Genomic DNA, 23962 nt, shown 5'->3' on the forward strand with positions numbered 1-23962 from the left:
CCGAAAGAAGGAGGGCCCGATGACGGCCCCACCTGTCCCGAGCACGCACCACCTGCTGCTGGCCCTGGCCGGCCGGGTCGACGACGACCTGCTGGCCACCGCGCGCGAGCTCGTCGCGATCGGCGAAGAGCCGCAGGCGCTGGAGATCCTCGTCGCGACCCTGGTCGCCGACCGCACCGCGCTCCCCGCCCCGCTGCGGTCCGAGGTCGTCGACCTGGCCCGGTGGCGCGGCCTCGAGCTCGACGCCGAGGCCCTGCTCGGCCCCGCCGCCGGCACGCTCGACGGCACCCGACACGTCTTCGGCGCGGGCCCGGCCGGCGCCGACGAGCGGCTCGCCGAGCTGCTCACCTCCCCGCCGCCCGGCTCGACGGTCCGGGTGACCTGGCGGTTGACGCCGGCCGGTGCCGCGCCCGGTCCGCTGCCGCACCCGGTGGTGCTGGTGGAGCTGGCCGGGCCGGGGATCGCACCCGAGGTGGTGTCGTACCGGCTCGGGGCGCACCTGACCCGCTCGGGCCTGCCGGCGTCGGTGGAGGCGTACACGCCCGCGGACGCGCTCCCGGCCTACCAGCGCGCGGCGCTGGAGCGGGCGCGGGAGGTCGTCGGTGGGCGGGTCGGGGCCGGTGGTCCCGGTGCTGCCGCGGGTCCGGGTGCCGTGGGTCCGGGTGCTGCGGGTCCGGGTGCCGTGGGTCCGGGTGCCGTGGGTCCGGGTGCCGTGGGTCCGGGTGCCGCGGGTCCGGGTGCCGCGGGTCCGGGTGCTGCGGGTCCGGGTGCTGCGGGTCCGGGTGCTGCGGGGCCTGGGGCTGCGGGGCCTGGGGCTGCGGGGCCTGGTGCTGCCGCGGGTTCTGTTGCGGCGGGTTCTGACGGCGGTGCAGGTCCCGGCGTCGGGCCCGTGCCGCTCGGTGAGGTCTCGGCGGCGAGGACGACCGGGCCGACGACCGAGGCCGGCGTGCCCGGTGAGGGGTCGGTCGGTGCCGACGGGTCCCGGCCCGCCCACGGTGCGACCGACGTCTCGCCACGGCCTTCCCCGTCCCCCCGGCAGGCCTCCGTGGACCCGGGCACCCGGCCGCCGATGCCGCACCCGGCGCTCGGCCGCCCCCTGGAGACCTCGCAGCCGCCGGCGGCGTTCCGGCCGTTGCGTCCGCGTCCGGACGGGGGCGCGGGTGATCCCGAGGCGCGCCCGGCGGCCGCCCTTCCCGACGTCTCCGGCAGCCAGGCGGACCGCCCGCGCCCGGTCCCGAGCCCCGGCCCCCGCCCGGCTCCCGAGGGCCCTCGGCCACCGCTCGGACCGGTGGAGACGGTTCCGCCGGAGGACGAGCCGCGGACCACACCCTTCGAGCGCACGCGCACGCCCGGCTCCCGCCGCTCGGGTCCCACGCTGAGCGTGGTGCCGGCCGCGCCGGGCCACGAACCGCCGAGCGGACCGCGCCAGGCGCCGGTCACGCGTCCGACCCCGGTCGTGCGCGCCGACGAGTCCCTCCCGACCCCGGCCGTGCCCTGGCCCGCCTCCCGGGACGAGTCCGAGGAGGGGGACCCGCCCGTCCTCGCGGCGATGCGGGACCCGCTGAGCGGACCCCTGCGCGAGCCCCTGCTCGACGCCCGGCTCGACCGCGCCGAGACCGGCCCCGTTCCGGTCGTCGGGCTCACCCCGCCGCAGGGCCCGCCCGCCGTCGGCCCGGAGGTCCCGAGCTCCGTCGAGCCCGACTCCACCGAGCCCGACTCCACCGGCGAGGATCGGGGCGACACGGCGGACGCGCCGGCAGGAGGCCGTCGGCGCCGCGCCGAGGAGCCGCGGCGCGAGCCTGCTGCGGAGTGGACGCGGGACTGGACGTCGGGTGCCTGGGCGATGCCGGACCGCCGGCCCTCCTCGGAGCTTCCCGCTGCCGGCCGGGCCGCGGCCGGCGGTGAGGGCTCCGGTCGCACCGCGCCGGTCGCCGACCCGACGGCACCGCGCGCGCAGCACACGGACACCACCGATCCCACGGGGCGACCGCAGGACGGCTCGGCGGACGCGGGTCTGGCCGGCTCGTCCGGCGACGTCCGCGCATCGGGCCCGTCCGAGGCTCCGCCCGAGGACGGCCGCAGGGACGGCGACCGGGCGAACCCGAGCGACGACGCGGGCGAGTCGGGCAAGTCCGGCGAGGACGGCCCTCGCCCGGAGCCGGGCTCCTGCACAGGCGCCCCGTCAGCCGGCAGGGACGGCTTCGCGATCACGTCCGACCGTCCAGGGGGCGAGCCGGAGGAGGGCGACAGGCGTCGCCGCCCCGGGCAGACCGCCGGAGCACCGGACGCGCCTCACCCGCTGAGCACCGCCGACCCGGAGGACCCCACGACGGGGCGCTCCCCGTCCGTCGCGCACACCGGCCTGCCCTCGCTCCTCGGCGACGCGGCGGACTTCGGTGGTGCCGGCCGCCGTCGGGCGGCCGGCACCACCGCCCAGGGCGACCCCGGCGCACCGGACCGCACCAGCGGCACGATCAGCGGGACGCCCGACACGGGCGGCCGACCGGCCGCACCCTTCGACGATCCGGCCGGCTTCCGCGGTGGGGCCCGTCGTCGGGCGCCCGAGGCGCCGAGCACGGCCGCCCAGGGCGACGCCGACGACGCCCAGGACCGCACCGGCGGCGCGCCCGGCATCTCCCCTGACACGAGCCGAGGTGGCTCGCTGCTCGGCGACCCGGAAGGGTCCGGCAGCCCCGGCCGCCGCCGGGCAGCCGACGCGACGAGCCCGGCCGAGCGCGGCGGGACCGAGGCAGCGGGTGACTCGCGGTCGGGGTCGCCCGACGCGGAAGGCCGCATGCGCTTCCCGTTCGGGGACTCGGCGGGCTTCGGCGGCCCGGGCCGTCGTCCGGCAAGCGACCCGCTGGGCACGGGCGACCGGGGCGACGCTGACGGACCGGACCGCACGAACGGCGGGCCCGAGGCCGGCAGCCGACCGGGCTCGCCCTTCGGCGACGCGGGGGAGCCGAGGCGCCGCACCGAGGCGAACGACACCTTCGGCGTCACGGGCGGCGCGAGCCTGCCCAGGCCGTCGAACGACACGCGCGGCCTCCCGGATGGCGCCGGCCTCGCAGAAGCGAACGGCCCGCCGGGGAACGCGGGCGCGCCGGACCGCGCCGTCGAGCCCCTCGGGCCGACGAACGGGACGGCCCACCCGCAGATCGGTCGTCGCCCCGCCGTGGCACCCGCCGAGCCGGCGGAACGCCCGACCGACACCTCGGGCCCCGCTGGCTCGGCCGATCCCCGGCCGTTCCCGCCGCACGCGCCGTCGAGCAGCCCGACGGCCGACGTGGACCGGCCGGCCGGGGCGGCGGCCGAGGACCGGCACGCCGACGTCGCCGACCCGACCGAGAGCCCCCTGCGCATCGACCCGTTCGACCCGCTGGGCTCGGACCGTGCCGCGACCGGCTCGAACGAGGCCACCGAGCCCCGCGGGCCGAGCGACACCGCCCCCCGGCCCGACGGCGGATCGGCCACCCGCGGGGTCGGTCGTCCGTCGGAGGAGGACAGCACCCCGGACTCCGGGTCCGGCGCCTCGCCCGGCCCGCTCGCGACCGACCACGCCCCGGGCCCCCGGCCCGGCGCCGACCCGTCGGCCGTGGACGAGAGCACGGGGGCCGAGGCGATCGACGCCACGGCCGCGCCGGACGACGACGCCCCCACCGGCCGTCGGGCGGCCAAGGACGGTGTGCCGACGATCCGCCCCGTGCCGGGTGGCCGTCGCCGGGCACGGCACCGTCCGGACGACGCGGAGCCCGACCCGTGGAACTTCGCCTCCGACGCCGGCCCCACCCCGGACCCCGCGCCGGGATCCGGGGACGGCCCCTCGGACCGCTCGGAGGGCTTGCCGCCGCCCCGGCCGGTGCCGCGCACCATCCCGCGCATCCGCCGGACCTCCGACCAGCCCGTCAGCGGGCTGTTCGGTCCCGGGGAGGTGCCGCCGAGCCGTCCGGACGATCCCTTCGGAGCCGGTCCGGGTCCGGCCCGGGACCGCGCCGACGACGAACCGCACGGCGACGCCGAGGACGCTCCGCAGAGCCCCGTGCCGCAGGAGAACGGCTCGGTTCCGGAGACGTACTCCTCGCTCTCCAGTCGCGAGCAGGACCTGTTGCGCCTGCTGCAGCAGGAGCTGGCGGTGCGGGAGTCCGCGCCCGAGCGTCGCAACGGCTCCGGCCCCTACGGGCCGCCGGATCTCCCGGGCTGAGCAGGGCGGTCGAGTGGGACGTGAGCGCTGTTGCCGGACCCCGGAACAGCGCTCACGTCCCACCGGGACCGCAGGTCCTACTCCCGCGCCAGCTCCTCCGCCCGGGCGAGCACCCGCTGCACGTGCAGGCTGCGGGCGGCGGAGAACGGTCCGTCCGCGCGGCCGCCGGCGATCGCGTCGAGCAGCTCGTCGAGCAGGGCGACGTAGGAGACCGTGGCGTCGGAGGGCCGGTCGGTGAGCACGTGCCGCCCGACCGAACCGAAGGCCGTCACCTCCATCTCGGTGGGGTCGACGGGCATCGCGAGCGAGAGCGTCAGCGTGCTGCGCGCGCCGCCGACGTGCCGCAGCCCGACCCGCCACAGATCCGGCTCGCCCCCGTGCGCGAACTCGACCGCGACGACCTCGCCGAGCGCCGCGTCGAGCAGCTCGACCAGGTGCGGGCCGATGTCCAGCAGCGCACCGCGCTCGGCCCGCCACGCCGACGCCGAGTACGGGCCGCCGAGCAGCGCCCCGGAGAGCCAGCGGGCGGTGGCCGTGGTGTCGGCGTCGGCCGGGCCCGCCGGGAGACCGGCGAGCCACGCGCGGACCGGCGGGTGGAAGCGCAGGGTGAACACGGTCGTCGAGCAGACGCCGGCCTCCGCGATCGCGGCCGCGGCGTGCTCGGCGGCGGGCAGGCTCTCGGCGAGCGGCTTGTCCAGGATCACGTGCTTCCCGGCGGCGGCCGCGGGCACCACGAGCGCGCCCTGCACCGCGGGCGGCACGGCGAAGGCGACGGCGTCGACCTCCTCGAGCAGCTCGTCGAACTCGGCGAAGGCGGTGCCGCCGTGCACCGCCGTGATCTCCCGGGCCGGCTCCGCCCGCCGGGTCCAGACGCCCGCGAGCTCCACCCCGGGGTGGGCGGCGAGGGCGGGGGCGTGCACGGAGCGGGCCCACGGCCCACCCCCGACGAGTCCGACGCGCAGCTGGTCCACGCCCCCATCCTGCCGGGCGGGCCGCCCGCGACGGCCGGTCGGGCGACGAGGGGTGGGCATCTTCACGCCCGGCTCGGTGGGCCCGCCGGGTTAAGGTCCGGACGTGAGCGTCGCCGGGGACAACACGACCGACGGAGTCGCGCAGCCGAAGCCGGCCGCGACCGTGCTGCTGCTGCGTGACGACCCGGCGCCCCCGCCCGGTCGCGCCCCGCTGCAGGTCTTCCTGCAGCGCAGGGTGAAGCAGATGGCCTTCGCGGGGGGCATGACCGTGTTCCCGGGCGGCAGCGTCGACCCCTCGGACGTGCCCGACGCCGAGCGCTGGGCGGGCCCCGACCCCACCGAGTGGGCCGAGCTGATCGGCGTGACGCCGGAGGTCGCGGGACTGGCGGTGTCCGCAGCCGTGCGCGAGGTGTTCGAGGAGACCGGCGTCCTGCTCGCCGGCCCGCCCGGCGGCGAGCCCGGCTCCCTCACCGCGCAGGCCCCGCTGTGGCGCAAGCAGCTCGTCGAGCACTCGATCTCGCTGGCCCAGGTCCTGGTCGACTCGGGCTACGTGCTGCGCTCGGACCTGCTGCGCAGCTGGGCGCACTGGGTGACCCCGCCGCAGGAGGGCCGCCGCTACGACACGATCTTCTTCGTCGCGGGGATGCCGGCCGGCCAGGAGGCCGACGCGCACACGACCGAGGCCGTCGAGGCCACCTGGTGGCACCCCGCCGCGGCGCTGGAGGCGTTCGACGTCGGCGAGATGACCCTGATGCCGCCGACCCTGCTCTCGCTGCGCGACCTCACCGCCTTCGACACCACGGCCGAGGCGCTGGCCGGTTGCGCCGGCCGCGACCTGACCCCGGTGCACCCGAAGTTCCGCAAGGACGAGGAGGGCGTCCGGTACATCATCCTCCCGGACGGCTCCGAGCACCGGTTCGCGCCGGCGCGGTCGGCGTGACCGCCCCGGCATACGGCGAGCTCCGCGAGGTCACGCCGCTCGTCTCGGTGCTGCTGCAGAACAACCCCGGCCCGATGACGCTCGAGGGCACCAACACCTGGGTCCTGCGGGCGCCCGGGGTGAGGGAGTGCATCGTCGTCGACCCCGGCGAGGCGGACGACGAGGAGCATCTGCAGCGGGTGACCGCGCAGGGTCCGGTGGCCCGGATCCTGCTGACCCACCGGCACCACGACCACTGCGGCGCCGCCCGCCGGCTCGCCGAGCTCACGAAGGCGCCGGTGCAGGCCCTGGACCCGAGCCTTGTGCTGGGCTCCGAGGCGCTGGCCGACGGCGACGTCGTGGCCGCGGCCGGGCTGGAGCTGCGCGTGGTGGCGACGCCGGGACACACGTCGGACTCGACGTCCTTCCTGGTCGACGGCCCGGGCGAGGGCCCGCCCCCGCTGCTGGCCGGCGACATGATCCTCGGCCACGGCACCACCGTGATCGCGCACCCGGACGGCGCGCTCGCCCCGTACCTCTCCTCGCTGGACTGGTACGCCGACCTGCCGCCCGGCACCACCGTGCTGACCGGCCACGGCCCCGAGCTGCCCGACGCCGCGACCGTCGCGAAGTACTACCGCGAGCACCGCCACCAGCGCCTCGACCAGGTCCGCGAGGCCCTGCGCACGCTGCCGGAGGACGCGACGCCCCGGCAGGTGGTCGAGGTCGTGTACGCGGACGTCGACCAGCGGCTGTGGGACGCCGCGGAGCTCTCGGTGAAGGCCCAGCTGGACTACCTACGCGGCTGAGGGCGTCCCCTCGATCGTCCGCCGTCGGGCCCAGAGCACGGCGCCGACGACCACCCCGGCCGCGCCGCCGGCGAGGAAGGCCGCGGACGCCCCGGCCGCCTCGACGACGAGCCCGGCCAGGGACTGCCCGACGGCGGCCCCCACGGTGATCGCCGTGACCACCCATCCGAAGGCCTCGGTGGCCGCGCCGCGGGGCGCCACGATCTCGATGACGAGCGAGTGCCCGGTTGTCTGCGGCGTGATCAGCCCGCCCGCGGCCAGCATCGCGATCACCAGCAGCAGGAGCGAGCCCGCCGCGCCCGCGAGCCACATCGCCAGCACGAGCACGCCGAACCCGGCGACCAGCACCGGCATCCGCAGGTGCAGCGCCCGGGGCCAGGGCCGCATCCCGTACAGCACGCCGACCAGGACGGACGTGACCGACCAGGCCGACAGCAGCGCGCCGCCCAGCCACGGCTCGCCGCGGTCCGCCGCGACCGCGGGCACCCCGACCTCGACGGCGCCGACGACCAGCCCGAACCCCAGCCCGGCCAGCGCGATCGTCCGCATGCCGGGGCTGGCGATCGCCCCCCACAGGGAGGCCCCGGTCGACGGGAGCGGCCGGCTGCCCCGCACGGGCCCGCTCAGCGCGAACCCCACCGTCCCGACGACGGTCGCGACGACGGCCGTCGCCGTGCCGGTCCCGGACCAGGGCGTGGAGGCCAGCAGCGCGGCCACGCCGGGCCCGAGGATGAAGAAGACCTCGAGGCTGATCGCCTCGTAGCTGTACGCGGCCTCGCGGCGCGGCCCGGTCGGCACCAGCCGCTCCCACAGGGCCCGGGAGGCGCCCGGCATGGCGGGCATGGTGAGCCCGGTGAACAGGGCGACCGCGACGACGACCGGCAGCGCGGCCCGCGTCTCGATGGCCGCGACGAGCCCGCCCGCACCGAGCGCGAACAGGGTGGCGACGGTCAGCAGCACGCCCGACGGCCCGCGCCGGTCCATCAGCCGGCCCTGCAGCACTGACCCGAGCGCGACGCCGACCAGCGAGCCCGCCGAGACGGCACCGGCCACCGCGAACGACCCGGACTCGCGCTGCACGTAGAGCAGCGTGGCGAAGCTGAACATGGCGACCGGGAAGCGCCCCACCGCGGAGGTGAGGACGGGCACGGTCGCCCCGGGTGCGCGGACGGCGGCGCGGTAGTCGGCGAGCGAGACGGACACGCCGTCGAGGATCGCACATTCTGGTACGGCCGTACCAGTCGATTGCCGCACGCCACCGCGGAGGTGGCCGGAGGTGGTTCTAGCGGGCCCGGCGGGCGAGCCGCTCGGGCTCCAGGATCAGCACGCTCTTGCCCTCGAGCCGCAGCCAGCCGCGGTGGGCGAAGTCCGCCAGCGCCTTGTTGACCGTCTCGCGGGAGGCGCCGACGAGCTGGGCGATCTCCTCCTGGGTCAGGTCGTGCGTGACGCGGAGCAGGCCGGACTCCTGCGACCCGAACTGCCGGGCCAGCTGCAGCAGCGACTTGGCGACGCGGCCGGGCACGTCCGTGAAGATCAGGTCCGCGAGCATGTTGTTGGTGCGCCGCAGCCGGCGGGCCAGCACACGCAGCAGCTGCTCGGCGATCTCCGGACGCTTGCCGATCCACTCGCGCAGCGCGGCGCGGTCCATCGTGTAGGCGCGGACCTCGGTGACCGAGGTGGCCGACGAGGTGCGCGGACCCGGGTCGAAGATCGACAGCTCGCCGAACATGTCCGACGGGCCGGCGACCATCAGCAGGTTCTCGCGGCCGTCGGGGGACTTCCGGCCGATCTTGACCTTGCCGCTGGCGATGATGTAGAGCCGGTCGCCCGGCTCGCCCTCGCTGAAGATGACGTGCCCACGCGGGAACTCGACGGGCTCCAGGGTCTGGGCCAGCACCTCGGCGGCGTGCGGCTCCACACCCTGGAAGATCCCTGCCCGGATCAGAACATCGTCCACAACACCTGCTCCTCGTCCACATCCGCCGCAGCCACGCAGCGGATCATCGGCGCGCCAGTCTAGGGGGTCGCTCCGCACAGTGTGACGAGACGACGTGTGAACACCATGCCCGGATTGGGGTACCCAGGCACCGCGGACCGACCCGTTCGGCCCCCCTCCCCTCCGACCCTCTCGGGCCGAACGGGCTACGAGGAGACTTTACTCCGGCGTGTCCCGCGCCTCCCGCCCCGGTTGCGCAGCCGGAACAGCTCCAGCGCACGGACGGTGCCCTGCCGGAACAGGGCCCGCACCTCGTCGGGGCGGGGACGCTCGAGCAGCTCGTCGAGCTCGTCCTGCCGCACGGTGGACTCCCGCATCCGGGACTCCACGCGCTCCATGCCGAGCGCGAAGAACATCACCAGGAGCGGCACGAGGACGGCTAACCAGGCAGTCATGTCACCGTCGATGATGGCGCACCCCCGGGGTGCCGGCCGCACCGGGGCCCCCGCGTGTCGGGATCGATGCGCGATCGAGACCCGCCACCTGCAGCAACGAACCGTCACGCTGCGTACCGCGCCCGGGGTTGTCGGTGCGCGGCCGTAGTCTCGCCGTGTGACCACCACACTCCGGCGTCCCACCAGCCGTGAGGTCGCGAAGCTGTCCGCGCGGATCGCCGCCGGCGAGAGCGCGATCGGCCGCGCCCGGCGGGTCGGCCGCATCCTGCGGGCGCTCGCCGTCGCGTATCCCGATGCGCACTGCGAGCTGGACTTCACGAACCCGCTCGAGCTCGCCGTCGCGACCATCCTCTCCGCCCAGTCCACGGACAAGAAGGTCAACGAGATCAGCCCGGCGCTGTTCGCGCGCTACCGCACCGCGGCCGACTACGCCGGCGCCGACCGCACGGAGCTGGGGGAGTACGTCCGGCAGACCGGCTTCTACCGCAACAAGGCCACCGCGCTCATGGGCCTGGGTGCCGCGCTGGTCGAGCGGTTCGACGGCGAGGTGCCGGGGAACCTGGACGATCTCGTCACCCTGCCGGGAATCGGCCGGAAGACCGCGAACGTCATCCTGGGCAACGCGTTCGGCGTCCCCGGCATCACGGTGGACACCCACTTCGGCCGGCTGGTCCGCCGCTGGGGCTGGACCGCCGAGGAGGACCCGGTCAAGGTCGAGCACGAGGTCGGCGCCCTGATCCCGAAGAAGGACTGGACCATGGCCTCGCACTACGTGATCTTCCACGGGCGCCGGGTCTGCCACGCCAAGAAGCCGGCCTGCGGCGCGTGCACGCTGGCGATGGACTGCCCGTCGTTCGGCCTCGGGCCCACGGACCCGGTCGCGGCGGGGAAGCTGGTCAAGGGCCCGGAGGCGCCCCACCTGCTGCAGCTGGCGGGACTCGGCGGGGAGTGAGCGGGAGATGAGCGAGGGGCCGCGGGCCACGCTGCGCCGGCACCGGTCGGAGCTGGTCAGCACGGCGGTCGTGCTGGTGCTGGTGGTGATCGGGGTGGTCGCGCTCTGGCCGCGCGACCAGGCACCGTCGGAGCCCTCGTCCGGCGGCACCGCGAGCGCGACCGCCGCGCCCGATCCCGCCCGGCTCGCCGGGCTGCGCGCGGCGGCGGCGCTGCCGGCCTGCCCGTCGGGCACGGGCGGGGCGGGGCCGCTCGCCGGCGTCACCGCGCCCTGCCTGGCCGACGGAACCCCGGTCGACGTCGGGGGCGCGCTCGCCGGGCGCCCGGCGCTGGTCAACGTGTGGGCCTCGTGGTGCGCGCCGTGCCGGGAGGAGCTGCCCGCGATCGCCGAGTACGCGGCCCGGCCCGGCGCCGTGCCCGTACTGCTGGTCGACATCCAGGACACGGACGAGGCCGCGCTCGCGCTGCTCGCGGAGCTCGGCGTCCGGCTGCCCTCGGTCACCGACCCGGACGGTGCGCTGCGCGCCGCGCTGGCCGTGCCGCCGGCCATCCCGGCCAGCTACGTCGTGCGGGCGGACGGGTCGGTCGCGCGGGTCGACCCGCCCGTCCCCTTCGGGTCGGCCGACGACGTGGCCGCGGCGGTGGGCAAGCTGTCCTCATGACCGACGTGCACCCGGAGGCGGCGCCCGCCTTCCTGGAGCCGCTGCTGGGCTCGCTCGACAGCGTCGAGGCCTACGACCTCGCCCCCCACCGCGTCCCCCCGCCCGCGGGCGGACCGCGGGCCGCCGTGCTGATGCTGTTCGGCGAGGGCCCGCAGGGGCCGGACGTGCTGCTCGTCGAGCGCGCCTCGACGCTGCGCAACCACGCCGGTCAGGTGGCCTTCCCCGGCGGCCGGATCGACCCCGGCGACGCCGGCCCGCTCGGCGCCGCGCTGCGCGAGGCGGAGGAGGAGACCGGGCTGGACCCCGCGGGCGTCGTCCCGCTGGCCCTGCTGCCCGAGCTGTTCATCCCGCCGTCGGGCTTCGTGGTCACCCCGGTGCTGGCGTACTGGGCCGAGCCGAGCGCGGTGCACGCGGCGGACCCGGCCGAGACCGCGACCGTCGTGCGGGTGCCGGTGGCCGACCTCGTCGACCCGGCCAACCGCATCACCGTGGCTCACCCCAGCGGGCACCGCGGCCCGGCCTTCCTGGTGGCGGGGGTGCTCGTGTGGGGTTTCACCGGGGGCCTATTGTCCGGCCTGTTGGATCGCGCGGGATGGGCGCATCCCTGGGACGAGTCCCGGGTCCTGGACCTGGGCGCGGCGTGGTCGGCAGCTCGCTCGGCACGCGGTGGCGACCGGAACGGACGCCGACAGGGCGGGCAGGAGGCTGCGGGCACGTGAGGCGGAACCCGGGAGACGGGCGATGAGCTGGGTGGACGTCGCGGTCGTCGTCCTGGCCCTGATCGCGGCGGTGTCCGGGTGGCGGCACGGGATGGCGGTCGCGCTGCTGTCCTTCGTCGGGGTGCTCGGCGGCGCGATCATCGGCGTGCGGGTCGCCCCGCTCCTGGTCGCGGACATCCAGGCGCAGACCACGCGGATCATCGTCAGCATCGTGATCGTGGTGCTGCTGGTCGCGCTCGGCGAGACCCTCGGCGTGTACCTGGGCCGCAAGATCCGGGACCGGATCCGCGGCGAGCGCTTCCTCGCGGTCGACTCCACGCTGGGCGCGGTCGTCCAGGCCGTCACGGTCGTGATCGCCGCCTGGCTCGTGGCACTGCCGCTGGCCTCGGCGAGCTTCCCCGGGCTGGCCGCGAGCGTGCGCCAGTCCGAGGTGCTCAAGGGCGTCGACGCGGTGATGCCGGACCAGGCGCGGTCGCTGCCGGCCGAGCTGCGCACGCTGCTCGACCGCTCCGGCTTCCCGGACGTCCTGAGCCCCTTCCAGGCCACCCCGATCCAGCAGGTCGGGCCGCCGGACCCGGCGCTGCTCAACCTGCCGATCGTGTCCGAGGTCCGCGGCAGCGTGCTCAAGGTGCACGGGCGGGCGCCGTCCTGCCAGCGGCAGCTGGAGGGCACCGGGTTCGTCGTCGCGCCGCAGCGGGTCATGACGAACGCCCACGTCGTCGCCGGGACCACGGACACCACCGTCGAGGTCACGACGTCGTCGAACCGCATCCGCCAGCTCGACGCGCGGGTGGTCAGCTACGACCCGGAGATCGACGTCGCGGTGCTGGCCGTGCCGGACCTGGAGGCGGACCCGCTGACCTTCGCGCAGGCCCCGGCGAGCCCCGGGGACGACGCGATCATCCTCGGCTACCCGCTCGACGGCCCGTACACGATCTCCGCCGGCAAGGTGCGCGACCGCATCCAGCTCCGCGGCCCGGACATCTACGACGCCAACACCGTGACCCGGGACGTCTACACCGTGCGCGCGAAGGTGCAGTCCGGGAACTCGGGCGGCCCGATGATCGCGCCGGACGGCCGGGTGCTGGGCGTGGTGTTCGGCGCGGCGCTGGACGACTCGGAGACCGGCTTCGTGCTCACCGCGCCGCAGGTGGCGCAGGCGCTCGGGAACGCCCCGGGCCTCACCCGCTCCGTCGACACCGGCTCCTGCGCGGCATGACGGACGGGAACGGCGTGCCCGCCGGGTTCGTGCCCCTGCCCACCTCGGCGTTCGTCGAACACCTCGGCGGCCTCTACCACCGCCCCGAGGCGCCGGAGCACACATTCGGCATGCGGGTGGGGCCGGAGCACGCGAACGTCCGTGGCCGGGCACACGGCGGGTTCCTGGCCACCGCGGTGGACGTGGCCGCCTCCCGCGGCGCCCGCGCCGCGATGGCCGACGGGTCCGGGGTGAGCACCGTGACGATGACGATGGACTACCTGGCGCCCGTCGACGTCGGCGAGTGGATCGAGCTGGTCGCGACCGTGGACCGGATCGGCGGGCGGACCGTGTTCACCACGTGCCGGGTCACCGCGGGCGACCGGCTGGTCGCCCGCGGCTCGGTGATCCTGGCGCGGGTCAGACCTCGCGGGTGATCGTCTGGTCCCGGCCCGGCCCGACACCGATCGCCGAGACCGGCGCGCCGGTGAGCTCCTCGATCCGGTGCACGTAGTCCCGCGCGGCGGCCGGCAGGTCGTCGAACTCCCGGACCCCGGAGATGTCCTCGAACCAGCCCGGCATCTCCTCGTACACCGGCACGGCGTGGTGGATGTCCGTCTGCGTCATGGGCATGTCGTCGACGCGCTTGCCGTCGACCTCATACGCCACGCAGATCGGCACCCGGTCGAGCGAGGACAGCACGTCGAGCTTGGTGAGGAAGAAGTCCGTGATGCCGTTGACGCGCTGGGCGTAGCGGCCGATCACGGCGTCGAACCAGCCGCAGCGCCGCGGGCGGCCGGTGGTCACGCCGACCTCGCCGCCGGTCTTGCGCAGGTACTCGCCGGAGGCGTCGAACAGCTCCGTCGGGAAGGGGCCGGACCCGACGCGCGTGGTGTACGCCTTGAGGATGCCGATGACCCGGTCGATCTTGTTCGGGCCGATGCCGGACCCGACCGCGGCGCCGCCGGCGGTGGGGTTCGAGCTGGTCACGAAGGGGTAGGTGCCGTGGTCGACGTCCAGCAGCGTGCCCTGCGAGCCTTCCAGCAGGATCGTCTCGCCCGCCTCGAGGGCCTGGTTGAGCAGCAGCCGGGTGTCGGCGATGCGGTGCCGGAAGCCGTTTGCCTGCGCCAGGACCGTGTCCACGACCTCGTCGACGTCCAGCGCGCGGCGGTTGTAGACCTTGACCAGCACCTGGTTCTTGAAGGCCAGGGCGGCCTCGACCTTCTGGTGCAGGATCTTCTCGTCCAGCACGTCCGCCACCCGGACGCCGACGCGGGCCACCTTGTCCTGGTAGGCGGGGCCGATGCCGCGGCCCGTGGTGCCGATCTTGGCCTTGCCCAGGAAGCGCTCGGTCACCTTGTCGATGGCGATGTGGTACGGCATGATCAGGTGCGCGTCGGCGCTGATCATGAGCCCGCTGGTGTCCACCCCGCGCTTCTCGAGCCCGGCCAGCTCCTCCAGCAGCACGCCCGGGTCGACCACCACCCCGTTGCCGATCACGTTCTTGGCCCCGGGGGTGAGAATCCCGGACGGGATGAGGTGCAGGGCGAAGTCCTGCCCGTCGGGCAGCACGACGGTGTGGCCGGCGTTGTTGCCGCCCTGGTAGCGCACCACCCACTGCACGGACCCGCCCAGCAGGTCGGTGGCCTTGCCCTTGCCCTCGTCGCCCCACTGGGCACCGATCAGCACGATCGCCGGCATGTGAAACTCCAGTCCTGGCTTGCGGCGGGAGGGTAACCGATCAGGTGGCTTCGATCGATCAGGAACTGGTGCTGCTGACCTGTGGCGACAGGCCGGTGCGCCGTTTCCCGTTCCACGGTAGCCGCCCCGCGGCACGCCTCGGACGGGTGCCCGCCGTGCTGGCCCACGTCCCGGCCGTCGCGCTGCCCGCGCGACCCGGCAAGGACGACGTCGACCCGGTGCTCGCGGAGCGGACACCGCAACGGCTGATCGTCCACGGCGACGACGCCGACCTCGCCTCCGTGCTGGTCAGGCTGCTGCGGCGGGACCGGCTGGACGTCGAGGTGGCGTTCGTGCCTGCCGTGCGGCGCTCCGCGGCGGCGCTCGCGTGGGAGCTCCCGCGGGACGCGGCGGCCCTCGCCCTCGACGCGCCCGCGCGGCCCACGCCGCTGGTCCGGGACGACGCCGGCGGCGTGCTCGTCGGGCGCGGTGTGCTGCGGGACGTGGAGGGCGAGGCGTACTGCGACAACACGCTGGTGCTGCGCGGGCGGGTGCGCCGGCTCGTCGCCGTGCCCGGGCCCGGTGGCGTGTCGGCGCTGCCCGGTGGAGGGGTGCGGGCGGCCACCGGGCGGGCCCTGCAGATCGGCTCCACCGGCGCGCGGGTCGAGGTCGACGGCGTGCCGCACCCCCGCCCTGCCCCGCGCTGGACCTGGTACCGACACACCGCGGACTGGCTCCTCGTACGCCCCTGACCTGCGCTGATCGAATCGGGTGCGGCGGGATGTCGGGCACGCGAAACGGTGCGGAAACATCCGGGCCGTAGAACTGTCGCCATGCATCTGAGCCCCCAGGAGCGCGACAAGCTCCTCGTGCACGTCGCCGCGGACGTGGCGCGGGCGCGGCAGTCGCGCGGCCTGCGCCTGAACTACCCCGAGGCGGTGGCGCTGATCACCGAGCACGTCCTGGAGGGCGCGCGGGACGGCCGCACGGTCGCCGAGCTCATGACCAGCGGGCGCGAGGTGCTGGGCCGGGCCCAGGTGCTCGACGGCATCCCCGAGATGCTGGACTCGGTGCAGGTCGAGGCCACCTTCCCCGACGGCACCAAGCTCGTCACCGTCCACTCCCCGATCGTCTGATGGCGGGCGGCGGACCCTCCGGGGGCTGGGCCCCCGGGCAGATCGTCCCGGGCGCGGAGCCCGTGGAGCTGAACCCGGGCCGGGAGCGGACCACGCTCGTCGTCACGAACACCGGGGACCGGCCCGTGCAGGTCGGCTCGCACTTCCACTTCGCCGCGGTCAACCCCGGCCTGGCGTTCGACCGCGCCGCCGCCTGGGGCACCCACCTCGACATCCCGGCCGGGACGAGCGTGCGGTTCGAGCCGGGCGTCGAGAAGGAGGTCGTGCTCGTGCCGCTGGCGGGCAAGCGGCGGGTGCCGGGCCTGCGCGCGGAGTACGCGGGCGAGCTCGACGCCCGCACCGCCGAGCCGACCGAGAGGAACTACGGGGCGTGACGAGCATCGAGCGTGGCCGCTACGCCGACCTCTTCGGCCCGACGACCGGCGACCGGATCCGGCTGGCCGACACGAACCTGCTGATCGAGGTCACCGAGGACCGCTCGCGCGGCCCCGCCTCCGGCGACGAGGTGCTCTTCGGCGGCGGCAAGGTGATCCGCGAGTCGATGGGCCAGGCCGCCGTGACCTCGGCCGAGGGCGCCCCGGACCTGGTCATCACCGGCGCGGTGGTGCTGGACCACTGGGGCGTGGTGAAGGCCGACGTCGCCGTGACGGACGGCCGGATCACCGGGATCGGCAAGGCCGGCAACCCGGACACGATGGACGGCGTCGACGTCGTGGTCGGGCCGTCGACCGAGGTCCTCTCCGGCAACGGCAAGATCCTCACCGCGGGCGGCATCGACGCACACGTCCACTTCATCACCCCCGGCCTGGTCGACACCGCGCTGGCCGCGGGCATCACCACGCTGGCCGGCGGCGGCACCGGGCCGGCGGAGGGCACCAAGGCCACGACCGTCACCCCCGGGCCGCGCAACCTCGGCCGCATGCTGCAGGCGCTGGACCATCTGCCGATCAACGTCCTGCTGATGGGCAAGGGCAACACGACCAGCGCCGACGCGCTGTGGGAGCAGCTGCGCGCGGGTGCGGGCGGGTTCAAGCTGCACGAGGACTGGGGCACCACGCCCGCCGCGATCGACGCCTGCCTGCGGGTCTGCGAGGAGTCCGGGGTCCAGGCCGCGATCCACACCGACACCCTCAACGAGGCCGGCTTCCTCGAGTCGACGCTCGAGGCCATCGCCGGCCGCTCGATCAACGCCTTCCACACCGAGGGCGCCGGCGGCGGGCACGCGCCGGACATCATCGAGGTGGTCGGCACGGCGAACGTGCTGCCGTCGTCGACCAACCCGACCCGGCCGCACACCGTCAACACGCTCGACGAGCACCTCGACATGCTGATGGTCTGCCACCACCTCAACCCGTCCGTGCCCGAGGACCTGGCCTTCGCCGAGAGCCGCATCCGGCCGACGACGATCGCCGCCGAGGACCTGCTGCACGACATGGGCGCCATCTCGATGATGAGCTCGGACTCGCAGGCCATGGGCCGGATCGGCGAGGTGATCATCCGGACCTGGCAGACCGCGCACGTGATGAAGGAGGCCCACGGCGCGCCGGAGGGCCCCGCGGACAACCTGCGGGCGCAGCGGTACGTCGCGAAGTACACGATCAACCCGGCGATCGCGCACGGGATGGGCTCGCAGGTCGGGTCGGTCGAGGTCGGCAAGCTCGCCGACCTGGTGCTGTGGGAGCCCAAGTTCTTCGGCGTGCGGCCGGACGTGGTGGTCAAGGGCGGCTTCATCGCCTGGGCCGCGATGGGGGACGCCAACGCCTCCATCCCCACCCCGCAGCCGGTCCTGGCGCGGCCGCAGTTCGGCGCGTCGCCGCTCGTGGCGTCGGCGACCTCCCTGAACTTCGTGGCGGCGGTGGCGCTGGACGGCGGGCTGGACGGGCTCGGCCTGGCCAAGGCGGCGGTGCCGGTCGACGACACCCGCGCCGTCACGAAGGCGTCCATGCTGCTCAACGACGCGACGCCCGAGGTCCGCGTGGACCCGGACAGCTTCGAGGTCCGGATCGACGGTGCGGTCGTGGAGCCCGCGCCGGTGTCCGAGCTGCCGATGGCGCAGCGGTACTTCCTGTTCTGATGCCCGGCCTGGTCTCCCTCGTGCTCGCCGACGCCCGCTTCCCGGGCGGCGGGCACGTGCACTCCGGCGGGCTGGAGGAGGCGGTCTCGCGGGGCCTCGCCTCGGACGTCGCCTCCCTCGAGGGTTTCCTCCTGGGGCGGTTGCGTACCGCCGGCCTCGTCGCGGCTGGGTTCGCCGCGGCCTCCGCCGCCGTGAGCGCGAACTGTCCCTCCAGCGGCACTTCCCGCGCACGACCCCCGCTGACCAGCCCGTCTTCCGCTGTGAGTGGCGATCGCCGCGCACGGTGGGCGGAGCTGGACGCCGAGCTCGAGGCGCGGACGCCGTCGCTCGCTCAGCGCGAGGCGTCGCGGGCGCAGGGGCGGGGGACGTTGCGGGCGGTGCAGGCCGCCTGGCCGTCGCCCGTGCTCGACGGGCTCGTCGCCGTGCACCCCAGGCCGCACCATCCACTGCTGGTCGGCGCCGTGTGCGGGGCCGCCGGGGAGCCGGCCGACGAGGCCGCACGCTGCGTCGCCTACCTCGCGATCTCCGGGCCCGCGTCCGCGGCGGTACGGCTGCTGGGGCTCGACCCCTTCGCCGTCAACGCCGTGCTGGTGCGGCTCGGCCCCGCGCTGGAGGCCGTCGTCGCGGAGGCGGTGTCCGCGGCCGAAGGGCCCCCGTCCGACCTGCCCGCGCCGAGCGCCCCCGTGCTCGACCTCATGGCGCAGGCCCACGTCCACCACCACCGGGAGCGGGTGCGCCTGTTCGTCTCCTGACGGAGCGGACCGCACCCCCGTCCCCCGAGCCTCCGGAGCAGCCCATGAGCGCCGATCACGGTCACGGCCACCTGATCTCCTTCGACCCCACCGAGACCGAGCCCGACCACCACGCCGCCCCGCCCGCGCAGGGCCGGGCGTTGCGGATCGGGATCGGCGGGCCCGTCGGCTCGGGCAAGACCGCGCTGGTCGCCGCACTGGCCCGCAGCCTGGGCGAGCGGGTCCGGCTCGCCGTCGTGACGAACGACATCTACACGACCGAGGACGCGGACTTCCTGCGCCGCAACGCCGTGCTGCCGCCGGAGCGGGTCGAGGCCGTGCAGACCGGCTGCTGCCCGCACACCGCGATCCGGGACGACATCACGGCCAACCTCGACGCCATCGAGACCCTCGAGGAGCGCTTCGCCTCCCGCGACGGGCAGGGCCTCGAACTGGTGCTGGTGGAGAGCGGCGGCGACAACCTCACCGCGGTGTTCAGCCGCGGCCTGGTCGACGCGCAGATCTTCGTGGTCGACGTCGCCGGCGGGGACAAGGTGCCGCGCAAGGGGGGCCCGGGCGTCACCACCGCCGACCTGCTGGTGATCAACAAGACGGACCTGGCCCCGCTGGTCGGTGCCGACATGGACGTGATGACCGGCGACGCGACGCGGATCCGGGGCGAGCTCCCGGTGATCACGCAGTCGCTGGTCGAGGACCCGTCGGCCACCGAGGTCGGCTCGTGGGTCCTCGACCGGCTCGCCGCGCGGGTGGCCGCCTGAGATGCGGGCCCGGGCCGTCCTGACCGTCGAGCGGGGAGCGGACGGCCGCAGCGTCGTGCGCGCGCTGCGGTCGCAGTCCCCGCTGTCGCTCGTGCCGCGGCGCGGGACCGCCGCGGCCACCGACCCGGCGGTGACGGTGCACATGGTCGGGTCGGCGAGCACCCCCCTGGCGGGCGACGACGTCGAGCTGGACGTCCGCGTCGGTCCCGGCGCCGCGCTCGTCCTGACCGGGGTGGCGGCGGCGGTGGCCCTGCCCGGGACCGACCGGCCCAGCGCGCTGACGACGCGGGTGACGCTCGCGGAGGACGCCTCGCTGCAGTACCTCCCCGAGCCGACGGTGATCACCGCCCGGGCGCACCACCACGCCCTGCTGCACGCCGTGCTCCACCCGACCGCCCGGCTGCGGGCCCGCGAGGTCCTCGTCGGCGGCCGGGCGAACGAGCCGAGTGGGCGCTACCGGGGCACCATCCGCGTCGAGGAGACCGGTGAACGGCACTCTCGCTCACTAGGTATGAGCGAGAGCGCCGTCCGCTCCTTCACCACGGCCGTCCCCGCCCCGCCGGACCCGAGCGGCGAACGGGCCGCTCGCTCACTAGGTATGAGCGAGAGCGCCGTTCGTGCCGTTCCACTGCTCCACCAGACCCAGGAGCTGGGCAATCCGGTCCTGCAGGCCTCGCCCGCCCATCTCGCCGGACGCCGGGTGCTCGGCACCGAGGTGCTGATCTGGGGCGCCGACGGGGAGGCGGTCGCCGGGGACTGGTGGTCGCTCACCCCGCTCGCGCGGCGCGGGAGCCTCGCCACCGCCGTCGGCCCCGACGCGGTGAGCACGCAGCGTGCGCTCGCCGAGGCCGTCGCCGCGCACCCCGGCTGGACCATGCAGGTGCTCACCGATTGCCCGGGCGAACGGGCCGCTCGCTCAGTAGGTGTGAGCGAGAGCGCCGTTCGCTCATCGGGAGGCGGACCCGGGGAGGCGCCGTGACCGAGCTCCACCAGACATTCCGCGCTCGCCGGGTGATCACGGCGCTGCTTGGCACGACGACCGACGTGGCCGGCCCACCGGCCGGCCGGCTGCTGCGACGAGGAGACCGATGAGCCGGCCCGACACCCGACCCGCCCGGCCCCGGTCCGCGCCGGAGGTCACCCGCCTCGACGGCCCGGACATGGACGCCGACTTCGTCCGGCTGCCGGACCTCGCCGCCCGGCGCCTGGGCGGAGCCGTCGTCGCCGCCAACGACGACTTCTTCGCCGATCGCGCCGCCCTCGTCATGCCGGGTCCGGTGCAGCCGCGCACCGAGTTCGGCTACCGCGGCAAGGTCTACGACGGCTGGGAGACCCGCCGCCGCCGCGAGCCCGGGTCCGACCACGCGATCGTGCGGCTGGGCATCCCGGGGATCGTGCACGGCGTCGTCGTCGACACGTCGTACTTCCGCGGCAACTACCCGCCGGAGATCTCGGTCGAGGCCACCGCGCTGGAGGACTACCCCGGCGAGAAGGAGCTGGCCGCGGCCGAGTGGGAGACGCTCGTGCCGCGCTCGCCGGCCAAGGGTGACCGCGCCAACGTCTACGACGTCCGGAACCCGCACCGCTGGACGCACGTCCGGCTGACCATCCATCCCGACGGCGGAGTGGCCCGGTTCCGGGTCCACGGCGAGGCGGTGGTGGACCCGCGGCTGCTGCACGGCACGGTCGACCTGGCCGCGCAGGACCGCGGTGGGCTGGTCGTGGCCTGCTCGGACATGTTCTTCTCGTCGCCGGCCAACCTGCTGCTCCCCGGGCCCGCGCGCACGATGGGCGAGGGCTGGGAGACGGCACGGCGCCGGGACTCCGGCAACGACTGGGTGATCGTCCAGCTCGCCGGGCCCAGCCGGCTGCGGGACATCGAGTTCGACACCAGCCACTTCGTGGGCAACGCGCCCGGCGAGGTGCAGATCAGCGGCTGCCGGGTGGACGGCCCGATCTCGCCGGAGGCCCTGGTGTCCCGGCTGTGGACGCCGGTCGTGCCGCGCCGCACGGTCCGGCCCGACACCCCGCACCGCTTCGGCATCCGGCCCGGCTCGCCGGTCGTCACGCACCTGAAGATCGACATCTACCCGGACGGCGGGTTCGCCCGGCTGCGGGTCAACGGCGAGCTGACGGACGGCGGCGTGGAGACCGCCGCCGGCCGCTGGCTCGACGCGCTGCCGCCGATGCACCTGCGGGACGCCCTCACCGGTGCCGGCCTCGACCCCGCGCTGATCAACGGCGCCCTCCGCGCCGCCCGCGCCCCCGGCTCGGAGTGGCCGCAGGAGCTGCTCGACGCCTTCGCCCCCCGCCGTCCCTAGGTTCCCCACCTGCCCGAACGGCGCTCTCGCTCACTAGGTATGAGCGAGAGCGCCGTTCGCCGGTGGGTGGGCGACTGCGCGACGCAGGCAGGGTCCGTCCGGTCCCTTCACGCGAACGTAACCGCGGCGTCTTGCGCGGCGCGGGAGCCGCCGGTCATGCTCGGTGAACCAAGTGGTTCACATCCCGTGGAGGCACCGTGCAGACGCTCGACCTGGGCGCGTTCACCGATCTCGGCGTGTACACGCCCGACGAGCCGGCCGCGGCCGCGGAGTTCTACCGCCGTTGGGGGTTCGTGGTCCTGCGCGACCTGATCCCGGCCGACCTGCTCGAGCGGATCGAGACGGAGTGCGTGGCCGCCCAGGCCTCCGTGCTCGACGGCACCGCGGACGCCCGGTACGGGTCGACGAAGTACCTCGTCGACGACCGCCTGCCGGCGGGCGACGACGAGGGCAAGGTCGAGAAGTTCGTCAACTACGTCGAGCACGTCGAGGAGCTGGCGCCGGGCGTCGAGGAGGCGCTGGCCCTCCCCGCGCTGCAGGCGCTCGTCGCCGACCTGCTCGGCGAAGGCTTCTGGCGCACCCGCAACGGCGTGGTCTACCAGGACGCGCGGCCGGGCCGGGAGTCCGGCTACAGCCGCATCGGCTGGCACGCGGATTGGCAGGCCGTCCCGCATCTGGACATCTGGCCCGGCACCGCCTTCACCATCCACGTCGACGGCACCAGCCCGGCCAACGGCTTCCTGCGCGTCGTGCCCGGCAGCCACCTGTGGGCCACGCCCTCGCCGTTCGAGAACGTCAACGGTGCGGTGGTCCCCGAGGGCGCGCCGCCGGCCCGCGGCTACACCGACACCCCGCCGCCCTTCCCGATGCCGCTGGGCTTCGAGAAGGTCCGCGGCGAGATCCCGGTCTACGCCGAGCGCGGGGACGTGATCCTGCACGACGCCTTCCTCTGGCACTCCGCCGCCCGCGCCACGGACGACGCCACCGTGCGCCGGCACGTCCGCGGCGGCTGGCAGGGCGGCGACCCCGGTCTGCGCGACACCGAGACGGGCTTCGTGAAGAACGCCGCCCGCTGATCGCGCCCGGCACGGCCACGTCGTCGCACGTCAGTCTCGCTCACGGGGTCAGGAGCCGCGGTAGGTCGTGTACGAGTACGGGGAGAGCAGCAGCGGGACGTGGTGGTGGCCCCGCTCCGGGTCGGCGGTGAAGGCGATGGTGACCTCGGGGAAGAACGCCTCCTGCCCGCTCGCGGCGTGGTAGGCGCCCGTCGCGAACACCGCGGTCCAGGTGCCCGCGGCGAGCGGGCCGGTGTAGAGGTCGCCGACGCGCCCGTCGGCGTCCGTGGTGCCCGGGTGGACCGTGCCGTCCGGCGCGGTCAGGGTCACCGCGACGCCGGCGGCCGGGCGGCCGAGGGCGGCGTCGAGGACGTGCGTGCTGATGCCTGCCATGACACCGAGCATGCCGTGGCCGCCTTTTCCTCGGACACCGCGTCCGCGTCGCCGGAAACGCGCTTCACCCGCCCGTAACATATTTCCGCCTCCGCACCGGAATTGTGCCCGTACGGCTAGCGTCGGGACCGGGTCCGGCACGCGGAAAGGACGGCGGCGGTGCTCCTTACGGTCATCAACCCGAACACCACGGAATCGATGACGGCGACCATCGGTCATGCCGCGGCCGCCGTCGCCTCACCCGGCACGACGGTCCGCGCGGTCACCCCCGGCGACCGGACCGGCGTCCATCGAGAGCCACTACGACGAGGCGCTGGCCGTGCCCGGGCTGCTCGCGGAGATCGCCGCCGGCGAGCGGGCCGGCTCGGCCGGCTACGTGATCGCCTGCTTCGGTGACCCCGGGCTCGACGCGGCGCGCGAGCTCGCGCGCGGCCCCGTCGTCGGGATCGCGGAGGCCGCGATGCGGACCGCCTGCTATCTGGGCCGCGGGTTCAGCGTGGTCACGTCCCTGGCGCGGACGATCGGACGGGCCGAGGACCTCGCCGAACACTACGGCGTGGCCCGGTTCTGCCGCGGCGTGCGCGCGTGCGAGATCCCCGTCCTGGAGCTCGAGGACCCGGCCTCCGGGGTCCGGGAGCGGATCACCGAGGAGTGCCGGCGGGCGGTCGCCGAGGACGGGTCGGACGCGATCGTGCTCGGCTGCGCGGGCATGGCGGAGCTCTGCGCGCACGTCTCCGCGGCCGTCGGCGTGCCGGTGGTCGACGGCGTCGCGGCCGCCACCCGGACCGTCGAGTCACTCGTCGCGCTGGGTCTGCGCACCGGGGACCGCGGCGAGTTCGCCCGGCCACCGGCGAAGCCCTACACCGGGCTGCTGCGCGATTTCCGGCTGTGAGTCGCGGATTCATGTTGAGTCCGCGTTGACCCACGAATCGGTCTCGTGAATTCCCCGGCCGCGTCGCCCATTCGGGTGCG

General features: G+C 75.5%; 24 protein-coding genes. 18 read left to right on the forward strand and 6 right to left on the reverse strand.

The features are described 5' to 3' along the window. Positions 1 to 19 precede the first annotated feature (19 nt). Positions 20 to 4201: a hypothetical protein gene (locus ABD990_RS20100; protein WP_345382155.1), complete on the forward strand. Its 4182-nt coding sequence runs from the start codon at positions 20 to 22 to the stop codon at positions 4199 to 4201. A gap of 77 nt (positions 4202 to 4278) precedes the next feature. Here ABD990_RS20100 and ABD990_RS20105 read toward each other — a convergent pair whose 3' ends face one another. After that, positions 4279 to 5172, reverse strand: a complete 894-nt coding sequence (locus ABD990_RS20105; protein ID WP_345382156.1) for a Gfo/Idh/MocA family protein — start codon at positions 5170 to 5172, stop codon at positions 4279 to 4281. A 103-nt stretch (positions 5173 to 5275) separates the two neighbouring features. Between ABD990_RS20105 and ABD990_RS20110 the strand changes: the two genes are divergently transcribed. Together ABD990_RS20110 and ABD990_RS20115 are read left to right on the forward strand one after the other, a co-directional pair. Beyond that, positions 5276 to 6112: an NUDIX hydrolase gene (locus ABD990_RS20110; RefSeq protein WP_345382158.1), complete on the forward strand. Its 837-nt coding sequence runs from the start codon at positions 5276 to 5278 to the stop codon at positions 6110 to 6112. Further along, positions 6109 to 6900, forward strand: coding sequence for an MBL fold metallo-hydrolase (locus tag ABD990_RS20115; RefSeq protein WP_345382159.1), 792 nt, complete (start codon positions 6109 to 6111; stop codon positions 6898 to 6900). The genes ABD990_RS20110 and ABD990_RS20115 overlap by 4 nt, the downstream gene beginning before the upstream one ends. Here the strand turns inward: ABD990_RS20115 and ABD990_RS20120 are convergent. The 3 genes from ABD990_RS20120 to ABD990_RS20130 form a co-directional block, all read right to left on the reverse strand. Continuing rightward, positions 6889 to 8103 carry an MFS transporter gene (locus ABD990_RS20120; protein WP_345382160.1) on the reverse strand — a complete coding sequence of 405 codons (1215 nt, stop codon included), beginning with the start codon at positions 8101 to 8103 and terminating at the stop codon, positions 6889 to 6891. The two genes, ABD990_RS20115 and ABD990_RS20120, sit on opposite strands and share 12 nt — an antisense overlap. A 79-nt stretch (positions 8104 to 8182) precedes the next feature. Beyond that, on the reverse strand, positions 8183 to 8857 hold the full coding sequence (locus tag ABD990_RS20125) for a Crp/Fnr family transcriptional regulator (protein ID WP_232873804.1): 675 nt from the start codon (positions 8855 to 8857) through the stop codon (positions 8183 to 8185). A 185-nt stretch (positions 8858 to 9042) separates the two neighbouring features. Then, a complete protein-coding gene (locus tag ABD990_RS20130; protein WP_037041896.1) occupies positions 9043 to 9291 on the reverse strand; it encodes a hypothetical protein in 249 nt (82 codons plus the stop codon). 202 nt (positions 9292 to 9493) lie between these two features. Here ABD990_RS20130 and nth point away from each other — a divergent pair, with 202 nt between their 5' ends. From nth to ABD990_RS20155, 5 genes are read left to right on the forward strand one after another with little or no spacing between them, the layout of a single operon-like run. Then, positions 9494 to 10243 (forward strand): endonuclease III, encoded by a 750-nt coding sequence (nth, locus tag ABD990_RS20135; RefSeq protein WP_345382209.1) that lies wholly within the window; start codon positions 9494 to 9496, stop codon positions 10241 to 10243. 7 nt (positions 10244 to 10250) lie between these two features. After that, positions 10251 to 10904, forward strand: a complete 654-nt coding sequence (locus ABD990_RS20140; RefSeq protein ID WP_345382163.1) for a TlpA family protein disulfide reductase — start codon at positions 10251 to 10253, stop codon at positions 10902 to 10904. Continuing rightward, positions 10901 to 11623 (forward strand): NUDIX hydrolase, encoded by a 723-nt coding sequence (locus ABD990_RS20145; RefSeq protein ID WP_345382164.1) that lies wholly within the window; start codon positions 10901 to 10903, stop codon positions 11621 to 11623. Before ABD990_RS20140 ends, ABD990_RS20145 begins: the two co-directional genes overlap by 4 nt. 22 nt (positions 11624 to 11645) lie before the next feature. Further along, positions 11646 to 12842, forward strand: a complete 1197-nt coding sequence (locus ABD990_RS20150) for a MarP family serine protease (protein WP_345382165.1) — start codon at positions 11646 to 11648, stop codon at positions 12840 to 12842. Then, positions 12839 to 13258, forward strand: coding sequence for a PaaI family thioesterase (locus ABD990_RS20155; protein WP_345382166.1), 420 nt, complete (start codon positions 12839 to 12841; stop codon positions 13256 to 13258). The genes ABD990_RS20150 and ABD990_RS20155 overlap by 4 nt, the downstream gene beginning before the upstream one ends. Here the strand turns inward: ABD990_RS20155 and ABD990_RS20160 are convergent. Continuing rightward, a complete protein-coding gene (locus ABD990_RS20160; protein WP_345382167.1) occupies positions 13242 to 14522 on the reverse strand; it encodes an adenylosuccinate synthase in 1281 nt (426 codons plus the stop codon). The genes ABD990_RS20155 and ABD990_RS20160 overlap by 17 nt on opposite strands. Before the next feature lie 44 nt (positions 14523 to 14566). On the opposite strand from ABD990_RS20160, the gene ABD990_RS20165 reads away from it, so the two are divergent. From ABD990_RS20165 to ABD990_RS20205, 9 genes are all read left to right on the forward strand, one after another. Next, positions 14567 to 15253, forward strand: coding sequence for a hypothetical protein (locus tag ABD990_RS20165; RefSeq protein ID WP_345382168.1), 687 nt, complete (start codon positions 14567 to 14569; stop codon positions 15251 to 15253). An 81-nt stretch (positions 15254 to 15334) separates the two neighbouring features. Further along, on the forward strand, positions 15335 to 15637 hold the full coding sequence (locus ABD990_RS20170) for an urease subunit gamma (RefSeq protein WP_345382169.1): 303 nt from the start codon (positions 15335 to 15337) through the stop codon (positions 15635 to 15637). Further along, positions 15637 to 16011 carry an urease subunit beta gene (locus ABD990_RS20175; RefSeq protein WP_345382170.1) on the forward strand — a complete coding sequence of 125 codons (375 nt, stop codon included), beginning with the start codon at positions 15637 to 15639 and terminating at the stop codon, positions 16009 to 16011. Before ABD990_RS20170 ends, ABD990_RS20175 begins: the two co-directional genes overlap by 1 nt. Next, positions 16008 to 17711, forward strand: a complete 1704-nt coding sequence (locus tag ABD990_RS20180) for an urease subunit alpha (protein WP_345382171.1) — start codon at positions 16008 to 16010, stop codon at positions 17709 to 17711. The genes ABD990_RS20175 and ABD990_RS20180 overlap by 4 nt, the downstream gene beginning before the upstream one ends. Next, positions 17711 to 18463, forward strand: coding sequence for an urease accessory protein UreF (locus ABD990_RS20185; RefSeq protein ID WP_345382172.1), 753 nt, complete (start codon positions 17711 to 17713; stop codon positions 18461 to 18463). Before ABD990_RS20180 ends, ABD990_RS20185 begins: the two co-directional genes overlap by 1 nt. Positions 18464 to 18507: 44 nt before the next feature. Further along, the gene (gene ureG / locus ABD990_RS20190) at positions 18508 to 19221 is read left to right on the forward strand and encodes an urease accessory protein UreG (protein ID WP_345382173.1); all 714 of its coding nucleotides are present in this window, start codon (positions 18508 to 18510) and stop codon (positions 19219 to 19221) included. Between the two features lies 1 nt (position 19222). Further along, positions 19223 to 20200, forward strand: coding sequence for an urease accessory protein UreD (locus ABD990_RS20195; protein WP_345382174.1), 978 nt, complete (start codon positions 19223 to 19225; stop codon positions 20198 to 20200). Between the two features lie 109 nt (positions 20201 to 20309). Further along, complete coding sequence (gene alc, locus ABD990_RS20200; RefSeq protein ID WP_345382175.1) at positions 20310 to 21542, forward strand: allantoicase; 1233 nt, start codon at positions 20310 to 20312, stop codon at positions 21540 to 21542. 197 nt (positions 21543 to 21739) lie between these two features. Continuing rightward, entirely contained in the window at positions 21740 to 22618 is an 879-nt protein-coding gene (locus ABD990_RS20205) for a phytanoyl-CoA dioxygenase family protein (protein ID WP_345382176.1), read from the forward strand. A 48-nt stretch (positions 22619 to 22666) separates the two neighbouring features. Here the strand turns inward: ABD990_RS20205 and uraH are convergent, their stop codons facing one another. Beyond that, positions 22667 to 22990, reverse strand: coding sequence for a hydroxyisourate hydrolase (uraH, locus tag ABD990_RS20210; protein WP_345382177.1), 324 nt, complete (start codon positions 22988 to 22990; stop codon positions 22667 to 22669). 217 nt (positions 22991 to 23207) lie between these two features. On the opposite strand from uraH, the gene ABD990_RS20215 reads away from it, so the two are divergent. After that, the gene (locus ABD990_RS20215) at positions 23208 to 23882 is read left to right on the forward strand and encodes an aspartate/glutamate racemase family protein (RefSeq protein ID WP_345382178.1); all 675 of its coding nucleotides are present in this window, start codon (positions 23208 to 23210) and stop codon (positions 23880 to 23882) included. Positions 23883 to 23962: the final 80 nt, after the last annotated feature.

The organism is Pseudonocardia yuanmonensis (assembly GCF_039542425.1).
GTDB lineage: Bacteria > Actinomycetota > Actinomycetes > Mycobacteriales > Pseudonocardiaceae > Pseudonocardia > Pseudonocardia yuanmonensis.